General features: G+C 67.5%; 13 protein-coding genes, 1 tRNA gene and 1 riboswitch. Of the genes, 4 read left to right on the forward strand and 10 right to left on the reverse strand.

What is annotated here, in order from left to right; all coding sequences use genetic code 11:
* Window positions 1-3: 3 nt before the first annotated feature.
* The 6 genes from I2487_RS07945 to I2487_RS07970 all read right to left on the reverse strand — a co-directional run bounded on the left by I2487_RS07945 (window position 4) and on the right by I2487_RS07970 (window position 6329).
* A complete protein-coding gene (locus tag I2487_RS07945) occupies window positions 4-951 on the reverse strand; it encodes a LysR family transcriptional regulator (RefSeq protein ID WP_207170485.1) in 948 nt (315 codons plus the stop codon).
* 59 nt (window positions 952-1010) lie between these two features.
* On the reverse strand, window positions 1011-2399 hold the full coding sequence (locus I2487_RS07950) for an SPFH domain-containing protein (protein WP_207170486.1): 1389 nt from the start codon (window positions 2397-2399) through the stop codon (window positions 1011-1013).
* Window positions 2400-2692: 293 nt separating this feature from the next.
* Window positions 2693-3313, reverse strand: coding sequence for a TetR/AcrR family transcriptional regulator (locus I2487_RS07955; RefSeq protein WP_207170487.1), 621 nt, complete (start codon window positions 3311-3313; stop codon window positions 2693-2695).
* A gap of 21 nt (window positions 3314-3334) precedes the next feature.
* Window positions 3335-4666, reverse strand: coding sequence for an AMP-binding protein (locus tag I2487_RS07960; RefSeq protein ID WP_255546059.1), 1332 nt, complete (start codon window positions 4664-4666; stop codon window positions 3335-3337).
* 4 nt (window positions 4667-4670) lie between these two features.
* Window positions 4671-5147 carry a hydroxyphenylacetyl-CoA thioesterase PaaI gene (gene paaI / locus I2487_RS07965; protein WP_207170489.1) on the reverse strand — a complete coding sequence of 159 codons (477 nt, stop codon included), beginning with the start codon at window positions 5145-5147 and terminating at the stop codon, window positions 4671-4673.
* Between the two features lie 141 nt (window positions 5148-5288).
* Window positions 5289-6329 carry an NAD-dependent epimerase/dehydratase family protein gene (locus I2487_RS07970; RefSeq protein WP_207170490.1) on the reverse strand — a complete coding sequence of 347 codons (1041 nt, stop codon included), beginning with the start codon at window positions 6327-6329 and terminating at the stop codon, window positions 5289-5291.
* Between the two features lie 98 nt (window positions 6330-6427).
* Between I2487_RS07970 and I2487_RS07975 the strand changes: the two genes are divergently transcribed.
* On the forward strand, window positions 6428-7168 hold the full coding sequence (locus I2487_RS07975; RefSeq protein ID WP_207170491.1) for an AMIN-like domain-containing (lipo)protein: 741 nt from the start codon (window positions 6428-6430) through the stop codon (window positions 7166-7168).
* 87 nt (window positions 7169-7255) lie between these two features.
* On the opposite strand, the gene I2487_RS07980 is transcribed toward I2487_RS07975, so the two are convergent.
* A tRNA-Ser gene (locus tag I2487_RS07980) sits at window positions 7256-7344 on the reverse strand.
* A gap of 139 nt (window positions 7345-7483) precedes the next feature.
* Between I2487_RS07980 and I2487_RS07985 the strand changes: the two genes are divergently transcribed.
* The gene (locus I2487_RS07985; RefSeq protein WP_207170492.1) at window positions 7484-9544 is read left to right on the forward strand and encodes an FAD/NAD(P)-binding protein; all 2061 of its coding nucleotides are present in this window, start codon (window positions 7484-7486) and stop codon (window positions 9542-9544) included.
* Here I2487_RS07985 and I2487_RS07990 read toward each other — a convergent pair.
* The gene (locus tag I2487_RS07990) at window positions 9519-11006 is read right to left on the reverse strand and encodes an FAD-binding oxidoreductase (RefSeq protein ID WP_518523711.1); all 1488 of its coding nucleotides are present in this window, start codon (window positions 11004-11006) and stop codon (window positions 9519-9521) included. The two genes, I2487_RS07985 and I2487_RS07990, sit on opposite strands and share 26 nt — an antisense overlap.
* A gap of 92 nt (window positions 11007-11098) precedes the next feature.
* Here I2487_RS07990 and I2487_RS07995 point away from each other — a divergent pair, with 92 nt between their 5' ends.
* Window positions 11099-12082 (forward strand): linear amide C-N hydrolase, encoded by a 984-nt coding sequence (locus I2487_RS07995; protein WP_207170493.1) that lies wholly within the window; start codon window positions 11099-11101, stop codon window positions 12080-12082.
* 387 nt (window positions 12083-12469) lie between these two features.
* Here the strand turns inward: I2487_RS07995 and I2487_RS08000 are convergent, their stop codons facing one another.
* Window positions 12470-12772, reverse strand: a complete 303-nt coding sequence (locus I2487_RS08000; RefSeq protein ID WP_207170494.1) for a hypothetical protein — start codon at window positions 12770-12772, stop codon at window positions 12470-12472.
* Between the two features lie 171 nt (window positions 12773-12943).
* Window positions 12944-13318, reverse strand: coding sequence for a hypothetical protein (locus I2487_RS08005; RefSeq protein ID WP_207170495.1), 375 nt, complete (start codon window positions 13316-13318; stop codon window positions 12944-12946).
* 199 nt (window positions 13319-13517) lie between these two features.
* Window positions 13518-13651, forward strand: a riboswitch (SAM riboswitch).
* Between the two features lie 131 nt (window positions 13652-13782).
* On the opposite strand from I2487_RS08005, the gene I2487_RS08010 reads away from it, so the two are divergent.
* Window positions 13783-15219: an O-acetylhomoserine aminocarboxypropyltransferase/cysteine synthase family protein gene (locus I2487_RS08010; RefSeq protein ID WP_207170496.1), complete on the forward strand. Its 1437-nt coding sequence runs from the start codon at window positions 13783-13785 to the stop codon at window positions 15217-15219.
* Window positions 15220-15226 lie beyond the last annotated feature (7 nt).

The raw sequence follows: 15226 nt of genomic DNA on the forward strand, positions 1-15226 counted from the left end.
TGATCACTGCTGCGGCGGGCCCCCGGATGGGACTGAGACGGATTCTGCGTCCAGCGTCTCGGGCGGGGGGAAGACGGTCTTGGAGATGTCGACGACGGCACGCAGACCCGGACTGAGGTCGTCGCGTCGCCAGATGAGCCGGACCTCCACCGGTTTCTGCCTGCTTCGCAACGGCCTGTAGACCACGCCGCGGGAAGGGACGTGGTCGCGCACGCTGGAAAGCGTGAGGGCGATCCCCATCTCCGCGCCGACAAGGACGACGAGAGTCCCGGAGTCAGGTGCCACCTGCACGATTCGCGGAACGAACCCCGCGTCTACGCCGAGTGCGTTGAGTCGATTCGGCAGGGTGGCTCCCGCGCCTCCCGGCAGGACCAGCCACGATTCATCGACAAGGTCTTCGGCCGCTACGGCGTCCTGACCTGCGAGACGGTGGTTCTCCGGGAGCGCGATCAGCAGCTCTTCCACACCGACGACACGGGAGCTGATCTCGGCGGGCAGGAAGTCCCACCGGCCAATGACGAGGTCGAGGGAGCTGTCCAGAACCTTCTGCAGGCCCACGTGCGAAAACTCCGAACTGTAGAGCTTCAGTGAGATCCCTGGACGTTGCCTTCGGATCTGACGCGCGAGTTCCCCCACGGCCTGGTTGACCGATGCACCCGCAAAACCCAGTCGGGCAGCCCCCACCTCACCCTTCTGGGACTTCACGACAACATCCTTGATCCGCTGCGAGAGCATGAGCAGTTCGCGAGCAGGTTGGAGGATCGCTTCGCCCTCTGGCGTCAGGGTCACATTGCGGGTGTCGCGGTCAAAAAGCTTGGCTCCCAGCTCCGTCTCCAACTGGTGGATGAGCCGACTCAACGGCGGTTGGGCCATGTGCAGCCGCTTAGCGGCTCGACCGAAGTGCAGCTCCTCCGCGACGGTGAGAAACGCTCTGGCTTTATGAACCTCCATTCGGCCATGCTAGCCCGCAGCCGAACAGCTGCCCTAGTGAATAGTCCAGTCGCCCGCCGCTACTGGCTCTGGCCGTTGTCAGCGGCCGTGTGATTGGACTCGGCCAGCGCCTCGCCCATGGCCGTTCCCTGCACCTTCGCCTGCAGGATCGAGCCCAGGTCGATCCCGGTGGCCGCCTCGACCCGCTTGAACACCCCGGCCAGTGCCACGGAGGCCTCGCCGTCGAAGTGCTTGGAGGCGCCTGATTCACCGGAACCGCCGATCAGCGTCATCGAACCGATGTTCGCGTATCCGGCGGCGAAGGAGTCCATGAGCTGCGGCAGCACGGCGAGGGCCTCGCGAGCCAGCACGGCTTCCTGGTTCTCGCGCAGAGCTTCTGCCTCGGCGCGGATGGCGGCGGCCTTGGCCTCGCCCTCTTCGCGGATCGCGGTGGCCTCGGCCTCGGAGCGCTTCAGACGCGCGCGAGCCTCGGACTCGGCGACGAGCGCACCTGCCTCAGCGGCCTTGGTGCGCTCGTAGGCTTCCGCGTCGGCGCGCTTCTGCTGCTTGTACAGATCCGCATCGGCGACGCGCTTGACGTCGGCGTCGAGCTCGGCCTGCCGGTTCTCGGCTCGCTGACCGAGCACCTCCTGGCGCGCCTTCTCGCCCGCCAGAGCTTCGGCCTGCTCGGCCTGAGCACGGGCCTGGCCGACTCGAGAGGTGGCAGCGGCCTTGTTCGAGTCGTATTCCGTCTCCTCGACCAGGTTCTGCTCGTTGTTGAAGATGCGCTCCTTGGCGATGGCGCGCTCGGCGTTGGTCGCGGCGATCTCCGCGGCCTGACGCTTGGCCTCGATCTCGGGTGCACCGAGGGAGGAGATGTAGCCGGAGTCGTCGGTGATCTCGCGGATCTGGAACGAGTCCAGCAGCAGGCCCTGAGTGGCGAGCTCTGGAGAGATCGACTCGGAGATCTCGTCGGAGAACTTCTGCCGATCCCGCATCAGCTGGATGACGGTCTGCTGGGCCATCAGGCCTCGCAGTGCACCCTCGAGCTGGTCCTGGGTGTACTCGACCACGGCGTCGTCCTGGGAGGCGAAGCGCTCAGAGGCTGCCTTGACGTCTTCGTCCGCGCTGCCGATCTTGACCAGGGCGACGGCCTCGGCGTTGATGGTCACGTTGTCGTGGCTCTGGGCGGTCACGGTCATCAGGACCTGCCGGGAGCGCAGCGAGATGATCTCGTGGCGCTGCCGAATCGGATTGACCAGCGCCCGGCCGTTGACGATGACCTGTTTGGGGCGTGAGCCGGGGAGGTCGGAGCGGGAGGACTTGCCGGTGACCACCAGCGCCTCATCCGCGCGGGCGACCTTGGTCCAGGCCCGCATCATGAGCAGCGCGACGACGCCGATCAGCACCGCGGCGATGCCCACGGCTATCACGATGGCCAACGCGCCACCGGTTGTCAGAATGTCCATCTTTCGGTACCTCTATCTGGGTGAGTGATCAGTGCCAGCCGCGGGGTGCAGAGGGCTGGGACCGCTCTGCTTCCTGAGCTCATGAACCGCGGGCAATGAACTGAAAAGCACCCCGGACATAAGCTGACGCTAACCTGAACAAAATCTCATGGTCAATGTGGATCAAGACTATTTCGTGGCGCCCGCCAGCCCTGGAATCGGGCGCGCGCGGCTGCAGGCCCGTGAGGTCGCGGGAGAGGCCAGTTACCCGATGCAAGCAATATTTCTGAGCGACGAGCCCCGCGTCGTGGGCCTCAGCGGGCCTGGGGCGGGCGCAGACCGCCGAGGATGATCTGTTTCACGGTCTCCGCCAGGGCGGCATCCGGGGCGCCGCCGACCGGTCGATACCAGTCGACGATCGAGTTGATCGTGCCCATGGCCAGCCGCGAAGCGGTCCGGGCATCGATGTCCTGGCGCAGGTCGCCGTCGTTCTGGGCCTGCCGGATCAGCTCGGCGATGCGCAGCGTGATCTCACGGCGACGCTGCAGCGCCTTGACCTCCATCTCGGAGTTCCCGCGAAGCCGCAGCAGCAGCGTCACATAGGGCAATGAAGTGGTCAGCACCTTCACCGATTCGCTCAGGATCATCTCCAGCTCGGCCAGAGCTGAGGCGTCCAGCGCCTCCGCCTCGGTGACCACCCGCTCCAGCTCGGCCAGCGATCGGTTCAGCGCGATGTCCAGGATCTCTTCCTTGGAGCTGACATGGTGGTAGATCGCTGACTTGGAGATGCCCAGCTCCCGGGAGAGTGCGCCCATCGAGGTCGCCTCGTAGCCGTGGCGGTTGAAGGTCTCGACACAGACGGTGATGAGCCCCTCGCGGTCATAGCCGGGGCGGCCCCGGCGGGAGGCGGACGCCGTCGTCGAAGTGGAGGTCATGACTCCACACTAGTCGCGGGACTATCGGGGTCGCTGATCATAGATCCGGCGCAGCTTGCCCGAGGAGCGGGCCAGGGACCCTGGCTCCTCCACGCTGATCTTGCAGCTGGAGCCGACCTTGACCTTGATCTGACGAGCCAGCTCGGCACCCGCCGTCTCGGCGTCTGAAGCGGAGGTCTCCGGGCGGCGTTCGATGTGCACGGTCATCTCATCCATTTTGCCCGGCCGGGCCAGGCGGAGCTGGAAGTGCGGGGAGAGCTCCTTGATCTCCAGGGCGATCTCCTCGATCTGGGAGGGGAAGAGGTTGACCCCGCGCAGGATGATCATGTCGTCGCTGCGCCCGGTGATCCGTCCCATTCGGCGGTGCCCCGGGCGCTCGGAGCCCGGCAGCAGCCGGGTCAGGTCGTGGGTGCGGTAGCGGATGATCGGCAGTGCCTGCTTGGTCAGCGTGGTGAAGACCAGTTCGCCGTGTTCGCCGGTGCGCAGCACCTCTTCGGTGATCGGGTCGATGATCTCCGGGCGGAAATGGTCCTCCCAGATGGTGGAGCCGTCCTGGCGCTCCACGGATTCACCGGCGACGCCGGGGCCCATCACCTCGGAGAGCCCGTAGATGTCGCAGGCCTTCAGCGCGAAGGTCTGCTCGATCTCGTGGCGCATCTTGTCCGTCCACGGCTCGGCACCCAGGACGGCGACCTCCAGAGAGGTCTCCCGCGGGTCCACCCCGGCGGCGCGGAAGGCGTCGGCCAGGGCCAGCAGGTAGGTCGGGGTGCACAGGATCACCCGAGGCTTGAAGTCCTGGATGAGCTGGACCTGCTTCTCGCTCTGCCCCCCGGACATCGGGATGACGGTGGCCTTGAGCTTCTCGATTCCGTAGTGCGCGCCCAGGCCGCCGGTGAACAGCCCGTAGCCGTAGGCGTTGTGCACCAGGTCTCCCGGGCGGACCCCGGAGTAGCGCAGGCAGCGCGCCAGCAGGGTCGCCCAGTTCTCGATGTCCGCATCGGTGTAGCCGACCACCGTGGGTCGACCGGTGGTGCCGGAGGAGGCGTGCACCCGGCGGATCTGCTCCATCGGCACGGCGAAGGCCTGGAACGGGTAGGCCGCACGCAGGAACTCCTTGTCCGTGAAGGGGAACTTCGCCAGGTCCTCCAGCGTCTGCAGGTCATCGGGGCCGACGCCGTGGGCGTCATAGAGCTCACGGTAGGCGGCGACGTTGTCGTAGGCGTGGCGCAGGGTCTGCTGCAGGCGGGTGAGCTGGAGCGCCTCGATCTCCTCGCGGCTCATCAGCTCCTCGGTGTCGGGCAGCCCGGGGTCGGTGGCGGGAATCGCGGTGGCTTCGGTGTTCAGGATGCTCATCGGGTCACTTCTTTCCGGGGGAGGCGATGGTGCGCGAGCGGCCGCGGAAGACGCCGAGGAGGTCGTCGCCGCGAGTGATCCGCACGTCATAGACGCCGCTGCGCCCGGTGCTCGCCACTTCGATCGCCTCGGCGGTGATCGTCTCGCCGAGCAGGGCGGGCTTCAGGAAGTTGATGTCCACGCCGGAGGCCACGGTGATCGTGCCCTCGTCGAGGTTCGGGTGGTTGCAGGCCATGGCGAAGCAGGTGTCTGCCAGGGCGAAGAGCATTCCTCCGTGGGCGATGTCGAAGCCGTTGGTCATGTCTTCACGGATCTCCATGCTGACCCGGGCGTGGCCGGGATCGGCCTGCAGGACCACGATGCCGAGCGCCTGGGAGGCTCGATCATTCTCCAGCATCCGATGCCGAGGCTGGGTTGCGGTGCCCGAGGCTGCGGTGCGCGAGTTCAGGCCCTCGGGGGCGAGCTGGGTGGACTCCGTCATCGGTGCTCCTCATAGCATTTCCAGACCGATTGGTCAGTAAGTCAACTCAAGCACCGGAGTAGATGTGATGTCAAGCACAAGACGGAGCGGTCCAGCTGCTGGCCCAGACGTCGGCGGACAGCGCGCTGGTCCAGGGCTCGTCTATTCGCTCAGTGCGGCCGTGTAGCCCGATCGGAAATCGGGGTGCAGCAGCTCGCCGAGCAGGCGGTGCAGCAGGGACCCGTCCAGGGCCTTGCCGTGGCCCGCGCCGAGCAGGTCTGAGGCGAACAGGTCTGCGCCAGAGAGGCCGGCATCGGTCAACACCGAGCCCGCGGGGGAGTCCGCGTGGTGCCGGACCGGGGAGTTCAGCGGCAAGGAGTCCAGCACCTCAGGACTGAGCCGTGGATCGCTCCATGGGCGGGGAAGTTCCAGCTGGTCGGCCATCCAGTTGTGCACCACGCCCAGGGGCACCGGGAGCTTGTCCACGCCGAGCACCAGCTCCGGCGGGGCCGCTGAGGTCAACAGTTCGACGGCGGCGCGCGCGGCGTCCTCGGAGTGGATCCGGTTCGAGATCCTCCAGGCATCGCGCTCCTCCTGACCCGCAGATTCGCCCACCGAGCCGGAGCGCAGCTGCTTGATCAGCCGGTCCCGTCCCGGCCCGTAGATCCCGGAGAGTCGCAGGATCCCGCTGCGGGAACGCGCGGAGGACTCGGGCCCGGCGCTGCGCCAGCGCTGCAGAAGCTGCTCGGTCCGGGCGAGGATCTCTCCGGTGGGGCTGGCGGGGGTCAGTCCGGCAGACTCGTCGAGCCGGCCTTCGGCGTCGCCGAGGACCGAGGTGGAGGAGACCAGCAGCACCTGGACGGACTCGGCGAGGCCCGCCTGGCTGATCCGGTCCAGCACCCGTTCCAGACCGCGCAGGTAGACCTCTTCGTAGCGCTCCGGGTCGCGGGTTCCGGCGGCGGGGGAGAAGACCACCGCCGTGGTGTCGGCGGGCAGGGTGGGGATGCTGGAGGTCTCGGTGAGGTCCATGGCCGCGCCGTCGAAGGTTGCGGGCAGACGTTCCGGGCTGCGTCGCCACCCGGTGACGCTGAAGCCCCGATCCAGGAGCCGGTGCCCGATCCGAGTGCCGACATCGCCGCAGCCCACCAGCACGGCGCGGGGAGCAGGGGAATCGGTGGGCAGCGGGGCAGCGGAGGAAGTCATGGTCCGAGCCTAGCGATGTCCCACCGGCTACGGTGATCAGTGCAGGTCAGAAGTCAACACGTCAGCGAGCACCCCCGACTCCCTGAGAAGAGCGCCGGATGATGAGCCCCAAAGACGCACTCCTTTCCACCGCAGCGATCGCCGCAGCGCTTGCGCTGACCAGCTGCGGATTCTCCGAGGATGAGCTGCCGCAGGACGAATCGACGCAGCAGAGCCCGGCACCCTCCGAGGACCCGATCCAGTCCCCTGAGGGTGACGAGTCTGCCGAGCCGAGTGGCGACAGCGCCGGCGAGTCCGAGACTGCCGGCCCGCAGGAGGGCTCTGAGGAATCCTCGCAGGCGGGCCCCGCTGAGGACTCCGAAACCGTTGATCTCACCGGGTTCAGCACGCAGACCCAGGCCAGCGAGAACTTCAAGGACTACCAGCTGGATCTCAGCCACAACACGATCCAGGTGCTCAGCGATCTCCGGCTCGGCTCCCATGAGGGCTATGAGCGGATCGTGTTCGAATATGCGCTGGACACCGATCTGGCGCACCATGCGCAGTACATCGAACCCGGCACCCAGGGGGAGGGTTTCACCGAGGTTCAGGACGACACGGTCGGGGCGATGCTGCTGATCGACGTCCTCGGCACCACAGGCGGGCCGGAGGCCGAAGCCGCCGCCTGGGCCGAGCCTTGGACCCCGGAGACCGATGCGGCGATGGTCCGTGAGATCCAGCCTGGTGAGCTGCTCGGCGGCGAGTCCCAGCTGTTGATCAGCATGGACCAGGAACGCGACTTCCAGATCCAGCAGCTTCAGGATCCGGTGCGGATCGTGCTCGACATCGCGCAGGACTAGGCCCTCGAGGTCGGCTCTCGCCTTCGCAGACGCAGAAGAACCCCCGCCAGGACTGCTCCCGGCGGGGGTTCTTCTTCACAAAAAGGGCGGAGGCGGGGAGATTTGAACTCCCGGTCCGCTTTGAGGCGGACACTTCATTAGCAGTGAAGCCCATTCGGCCGCTCTGGCACGCCTCCTGTGCTCATGAATTCGGCGAACCGTTCTCATGCGCCCGTCTAGACTAGCGGTTCGGCCAGGAAACTGACAAAGCGCGCGCTCGCAGTACCCTGATCGGGACCAGATGACCGCAGATTTCACCAGGAGAACCTACCGCCCATGCCCCGCCAGACCGAGGAACGCAGCGTCGCGCTGATCGGGGCCGGACCCCGCGGCACCTCCTTCCTTGAACGGCTTCTCGCCGCGCTGGAGCACGGCACGAACGCTGTCCGGGTGCCCCGGCTTCGCATCCTGGTCATCGATCCGGCACCTCATGGTCCCGGCCGGGTCTGGAATCCGCGGCAGTCCCCGCTGTACCTGATGAACACCCCCGCCAGCTTCCCGACCGCGGCTCCCGCCGGTGCCACCCAGGCCCGGCTGCCGGCGTCCTCGGTCTCGCGCTCCTTCGCGCAGTGGCGGCACGAGCACGAGGCCGAGGAGACCGCCACCTCGGTGCGTGCCGACGGCTTCGAGCCCCCGGTCCTGAGAGGGATCGACCACGGTGGCACCGACACCGACTACCCGACCCGCGCCGCCTACGGGCAGTACCTGAGCTGGCTGCATACCGAGGTCTGCGCCGCACTCGAGCGCCAGCCCGGGATCACGGTGGAGCACCTCGGCGCCGAGGTCACCGCACTGCGCCGTGCCGAGCCGGGGTATGAGCTCACCCTCGGCCACAATCATGACAACCCCGACGACGACGCCGCCGAGCCGGCCTCAGGTGATCGGCTGCGCGCGGATCAGGTGGTGCTGGCGCTGGGTCACATCCCCGCCGGGCTGAACGAATCCGGGGAGCACTTCATCGAGGTCGCCGAACAGCTCGGGCTGCACTACCAGCCACCGGCGATCCCCACCGAGGTGGACTACTACTCGCTGCCCGCCGGGGAGAATGTCCTGGTCCGCGGAATGGGCTTGAACTTCTTCGACCTGATGATCCAGGCCAGCGTGGGCCGCGGGGGAGTGTTCCATGAGCACGCCGACCGTCCCGCCGGGCAGCGGCTGGAATACCTCGCCACCGGGGACGAGCCGCATCTGGTGGCAGGCTCTCGGCGGGGCACGCCCTACCGCGCCAAGTCCACCGCGCTCACCGAGTCGCCGGGATTCGCGCCCGTGGGCATCACGCTGCACCACTTCAACGACGAGGCGGTGGCGGAGGCCGAACGGCGCCACGATCTGCTCGACTTCTCCGCCCACCTGTGGCCGTTGATTCAGCGCGACGTGCTGCGCACCTACTACCGGACCCTGGTGCAGCTGGCTCCTGAGCTCTTCGAGGCCGGCTTCGACGCGGCGCTGGAAGAACTCCTCGCGGACACTCACCTGGGGGAGGCGGTGCTGCAGACCCGCGGCCAGCGACTGCTGCGCGAGCTCGCCCCGGACGTGCTGTGGTTCGACATCCGCTCCCTCGGCAGACCCTTCGGCGGCCTGACCTTTGAGTCCGCCGAGCAGTATCAGCAGCATATGAGCGCTTACCTCGAGGACGACGCCGCCACCTCCGCGGCAGGGGTGCGCAGCCCGGTGAAGATGGCGATCGGCGCGCTGCACCTGGCGCGGATGCAGCTCAAGGCGTTGATCAGCCAGGGTCGGGTCTCACAGTCCAGTCAGATCAGCGAGATCGAGGGGTGGTTCGAATCGCTGGTGGAGGGCCTGGCCAGCGGTCCGCCGCTGCAGCGGATCGAGGAGCTCGCCGCGCTGACCCGCGCCGGGGTGGTGGAGTTCCTGGGACCCGAGCCGATCTTCGACGTGGATCGCGAGACCGGCTTCTACACCGCCGAGTCTCCGGCCGTGGCCGCCCCGGCCTACCAGGCGCGATGGCTGCTCGAGGCGATGATGCCGGCCAACCGGGTCCAGCTCTCCCGCTCGCCGCTGGTGGCGGGGCTGCTGCGCAGCGGCCTGGCCCGGCCACGTGAACTTGTGGATGCCTCCGGGGCGCCGCGGGCAGGCAAAGGCTTCGACGTGACCACCGTCCCGCATCGACTTATCCCGATGGACCGCCCCGAACCGGGGGAGATCTACGTGCTCGGCCTCCAGCTCAGCTCGGTCCAATGGGGCACCGCGATCGCCGCCGAGGCCGGCGGGGACGTGGACTCCTCCGCCCGATCGCTTGCGGACGCAGACGCCGCGGCCCGCGCAATCCTCATCGGCCCGGGCGGCGCGGCTACAGGATCGCCCGCCCAGGATTGAGCCGGTACTCCGGATCGAAGACGTCCTTGATCCGGCGCTGCAGCGTGATGACCTCCTCGGATTGCTCCCAGTCCAGCCAGCGCAGCTTATAGGTGCCGATCCCGTGCTCTCCGCTGATGGTCCCGCCCATCTCCAGCGCGAGCCGGACCGAGCCGTCCAACGCGGCGCTCAGCCGCGACATGGCCGATGCTGCAGGATCATCCGTTGCGGGATCAACGGTCACCGAGGTGCCCTCGGGGCGAGCGGCGGAAGCGACGTCGTCGTTGGCCCTGATCTCTGGGGCGGTGCCGGGGCTCAGCTCGGCGCTGGGGACGCTGAAGGTCGGATGCAGGTTGCCGTCCCCGGCGTGCGCGACCACCTTGAGCTGGACCTGGTGCTCCTCGGCGAGGTCTTCGATGGCGCGGATGTAGTCCACCAGCTTCGAGCGCGGGACCGCGACATCCTCACCCACCCGCACCTCGGTGACGACACCGTCCCCGCGGGCGTGCCGACGCAGTTCGATCAGCCGCTCGGACTCGGTGGAGCCGGGGTCGCTGACCAGCGCGCCGAGGCCGCGCAGCACCTCGCGGATGATCTCCGCCTCGATGGCCGCACCGTGGCCGTCGGTCTGGATCAGCAGCAGCGTGTTCCCGCGCGTCGCCAGATCCGAGCCCTGGGCCTCATCCAGGGCGAGCATGGTGTTGTGGTCCAGCATCTCGGTGATCGCCGGCTGCACCCGGGCCTTGCCGATCTCCAGCACGCCCTGCGCGGCGGTGGTCAGCTCCTCGAAGAACGCGGCGATGGTCTCGGTGTGCTCACTCAGATGGCGAAGCCGCACGGTGACCCCGACGACGATGCCCAGGGTCCCCTCGGACCCGACGAAGAGGCTGGTCAGGTCGTAGCCGGCGACACCCTTGAAGGTGGCCTGGCCGGTGTGGATCAGCGTGCCGTCGGCGAGGATCACGTCCAGGGCCAGCACCGAATCGCGGGTCACCCCGTACTTGGCGCAGCGCAGTCCGCCGGCGTTGGTGGCGACGTTGCCTCCGATCGTGGAGATCCGGTAGCTGGCCGGATCCGGGGCGTACATCAGCCCGTGCTCCGCGGCGGCGGCATTCAGATCCGCGTTGATCACGCCCGGTTCGACCACGGCGACCTCGTCCTCTGGTCGCATGGCAAGAATCTGGTTCATCCGGGTCAGGTTCAGCACCACGGATCCCTCGGTGGTGTTCGCGCCGCCGGAGACCGAGGTCCCGGCGCCGCGGGTGACCAGCGCGAACCCGTGCTCGGCCGAGAGCCGCACCAGCTTCTGCACGTCCTGGGTCGATTCGGCGAAGACGACGGCGCGCGGTCGGTGCACCTGCCAGTGCTCCAAGGGCCCCTTGTCCACCGCCTGGGCGGCAAGCTCGGCGGTGTCGGTGCTCAAGGCATGCGGGGCGAAGGCGTCGCGCAGGATCATCAGGACATCAGGGTCAGAAGCGGTCATGGAAGCTGAGTCTAGGTCAGGGTTGACCTCTGGATATGGCGTGGAACACACTGAGGCCCAGTGGGAGCCAGGATCGGGGAGAGGCGGGTCTGATGTGCACACGTGTGGTCTATCTCGGTGAGCAGGACCGTGTGCTGACCGCCCGGTCCATGGATTGGAACGCCGATCTGGGGACGAATCTGTGGGTCTTCCCGCGCGGTCTCGCGCGCCAGGGTGGAGCTGGACCGGACTCGCTGACCTGGACGTCTCGCTACGGCAGCGTGATCGCCACCGGCTATGACGTCTCGACCACCGATGGGATCAATGAGTGCGGCCTCGTCGCGAATGCGCTCTGGCTGGTGGAATCGAGCTACCCCAGGCTCGATGATGTCCGGCCCAAGCTCTCCCTCGGCGCCTGGGCCCAGTATGTGCTGGATAGCTTCGCCACCGTGGCGGAGGCGGTGGAAGCCCTGGCCCGGGAAGACTTTGCCGTGGTCACCGCCGGGGTGCCCGGGCAGCCGCGCGAGGCGACCATGCACCTGTCGATCTCCGATGCGTCTGGGGACAGCGCGATCTGTGAGTACCTGGACGGGACGCTGCAGATCCATCACGACCGGGCGCATCAGGTGATGACCAATTCGCCGCCCTTCGTGCAACAGCTGGCGGTGGATGCCTACTGGCGCGGGATCGGCGGGACCGTGATGTTGCCGGGTACCAACCGCGCCGCGGACCGCTATGTCCGGGCCAGCTTCTACATCAACGCGGTGCCCCAGGTCGAGGACCGCACCATCGCGACCGCAGCGGTGTTCGGAGTCATCCGCAACGCCTCGGTCCCCTATGGGATCTCCACCCCGGGGCAGCCGAACATCTCCTCGACCCAGTGGCGAACCGTGGCGGACCACAAGGACCGCCGGTACTACTTCGACTCCGCGCTGCGGCCCAGCGTCATCTGGGTCTCGCTGGACCGGCTGGACCTCGGCGAAGGCTCCGGGGTCCGCCGTCTGGTGCTCAGCGAAGGCCCGCCCGAGGGTCACGTCGGAGAGGTCAGCGATCTGTTCGAACCGGCGGAGCCGTTCGCGTTCCTCGGTCCGGAGTGACCCGTGCCGGCGCGGGATCTTCCGTGGGCGGGGCTCCTTCGGCCCGCCCTGGAGCCGAGGGCCTGGCGTGAGTCCGGACCAGCAGGATGGTCAAGATCGAGCCGATGAAGGGTGCCAGGACCATCAGGAACGCGAAGGCGATCTTTGGCCCGAGGTCGAGGCTCTGGTTCCGGGCCAGCTCCACCGCAGCCCAGAGGAGAGCCGTGACGTAGGCGAGGGGTATGGCCCACCACGCAATGTCGATCCAGGATGACGTGATCGATGGATTAAGCCCAACCACTGCGGGAGATGTCGCAAGAAGCATGAGATGAATATCCAATATGTTGGGTCTCTATTTGGAAATAAACGCTACATTCTCTCGGGTCGGGAGGCCAGTGACCCTCGGCATCACGGAGCTGGGACAGACGGGGTGACCGTCCACTGCGGGACATCCTGGTCGCATTCCTCAGGAAGCTCATGCATCGTCGCCCCGGACATCGCCCCACCTACAGCGATGGTGTCGCCCTCGGAGTAGTCCTCGCCCAGGAACGCGAAACCGTCGCCGTCGGACGTCTCACCGATCTCGTGGGCGGGGAAGACTGGGATGCTGAGACGGCCCTCGACGGTGGGACTCTCGATGTAGAAACACCCGTCGATCTGGGCAACGGCCCCTTCCAGCAGGGCCTCGGGTCCGGTGGGCTCCTCAGCCACGCGATTCGCCACTCCTGCGGGCGGGCCAGGGTCGATCTGGCCTTCGGTGCACCCGGTCAGAAGCACCCCCAGGGCGAGGCAGGAGGCAGCGAGCCCTCCAGAGACTCGCGATGCAGATGCCATGGTCCTACCGTTCCAGAGTTCCTCGTGCTTCGGAAGATCCCCGGATGATCAGCCCTCCGGGTGGACCTGCCACTGCTGGATGTCCTCATCGCACACATCGGGGACCGGATAGGTGATCGATGGGGCGGCGCTCCCTCCGACCATGATGTCGTCGCCCTCGACGTAGTCTTCCCCGTTGAGTGCGAATCCCTCTGTTGTGGAGGATCTATCGACGATGTCGGCCGGGAAGACCGCGACCCACCGCTCGCCCTCAGCGTCCTCGATGTAGAAGCAGCCATCGATCTCAGCGACGACGCCGGCCAGCCGAGCCGAGTCCCCGGCGTCGTCCTGGGTCTCCCGGGTGGGCAAACCCTCGGGTGGATCGGATTCCGTCCCGCTGGACGCACATCCAGACAGGATCACGCCTGCTGCAGCTGCTGTCATGACGGCTCTGGCTCCACGTCGCATGCCCTCAGGCTCGCAGAAGTCGGAGCGCTGTGGAAGATCGTAGGGATAGAGCTCTAGGACGAAGCAACAGCTCTACGACTTTCCGTCGGCCCGGGGCGCCGAACATGACGAACTGCGAACCCGTCCGGCGGCGCGCACTTGCACGGGAGCATTCCGCGATGCAGACTTATCCCTAGGTCAAGAGTGCCAGCGCAAAACCCCGGTTTGCTGGCCGGCAACCCTCCAGTTCGCGGTGGGGTGCCCCGGGTGACGACCTGGTTGCGGCAGTCCCGGAGAAGATCTATGGACTGACCGTGGCAAGCGCGGGCCACACACCAGTGCGGGCCCTTCATCCCAGTCCTCAGGACAGGGCCGTACAGGATTCGGCGCCGGAGTCTCGATCACCGGCAGCGAGGTTCATATCCGGTCCCGATCCTGGACCGCATTGAACGGAGAATCCCTTGAGCAACGAAAACACCTGGCAGTTCGAGACCCAGCAGATCCACTCGGGAGTCGCCCCCGACCCGGTCACCGGTGCACGGGCGCTGCCGATCCAGCAGACCACCTCCTTCGTCTTCCCGGACACCGCTGCGGCCGCGCGCCGCTTCGGCCTCGAGGAGATCGCCCCGATCTATTCCCGCATCGGGAACCCCACCGTCCAGGCGGTGGAGGACAAGATCGCCGCCCTCGAAGGCGGAGTCGGGGCGCTCGCGGTCGGCTCCGGGCAGGCCGCCACCTCGCTGGCGCTGCTGAACATCGCCCACGCCGGCAGCCATATCGTCGCCTCGCCCACGCTCTACGGCGGCACGCAGAACCTGTTCAAGCACACCCTGCCGAAGTTCGGCATCGAGGTCTCCTTCGTGGAGGACCCCGATGACCTCGAGTCCTGGCGCGCCGCCACCCGGGAGAACACGGTGGCCTTCTTCGGCGAAGCTGTGGCGAACCCGCGCGGGGACGTGCTCGACATCGAAGGCGTCGCCTCGGTGGCCCACGAGTTCGGCGCCCCGCTGATCATCGACTCCACCCTGACCACCCCCTACCTGATCCGGCCCTTCGACTTCGGTGCCGACGTCGTGGTGCACTCGGCCACCAAGTTCCTCGGCGGACACGGCACCGCCATCGCCGGGGTGATCGTGGACTCCGGACGCTTCGACTACTTCGCCCACCCCGAGCGCTTCCCCGGCTTCGCCACCCCGGACGAGAGCTACCACGGGCTGGTCTTCGGCCGGGATCTCGGGTCTGAGGGGATCTTCGGAGTCAACCTCTCCTTCATCCTCAAGGCCCGGGTCCAGCTGCTGCGCGACTTCGGCCCCGCGCTGTCCCCGCACAATGCCTTCGAGATCAACCTGGGCCTGGAGACGCTCTCGCTGCGGATCGAACGCCACGTGGAGAACGCCCAGAAGGTGGCCGAATATCTCGAGGCCCATCAGGACGTGCGGCGGGTCTACTACTCCGGCCTGCCCTCCAGCCCCTGCTTCGAGCGCGCCAAGAAGTACCTGCCGCGCGGCTCCGGGGCGGTGCTGGCCTTCGAGCTCGCCGGGGGAGCGGCCGAGGACGACGCCGCCCAGGCCCGCGCGGGCCAGGCCTTCGTGGACGCGCTTGAGCTGCACTCGCTGGTGGCCAACGTCGGCGACGTCCGTTCCCTGGTGATCCACCCCGCCTCGACCACGCACAGCCAGCTCAGCGCCGCCGAGCAGCGTGCCGCCGGGGTCAAGCCCGGGCTGGTCCGGCTCTCCGTGGGCCTGGAACACATCGACGACATCATCGCCGACCTGGCCCAGGGCTTCGAGAAGGCCGCCCAGGCCGCAGCTGACGCGGCATCGGAGACTGCCGCAGATCCTGGTTCCGAGGCCGGCACGAACAATGTGACGAAGCAAGAAACCGCAGCGGCGGTCTGAAGCTAGG

Origin of the sequence: Nesterenkonia sp. E16_10 (assembly GCF_017347085.1) — a bacterium.
Taxonomy (GTDB): domain Bacteria; phylum Actinomycetota; class Actinomycetes; order Actinomycetales; family Micrococcaceae; genus Nesterenkonia.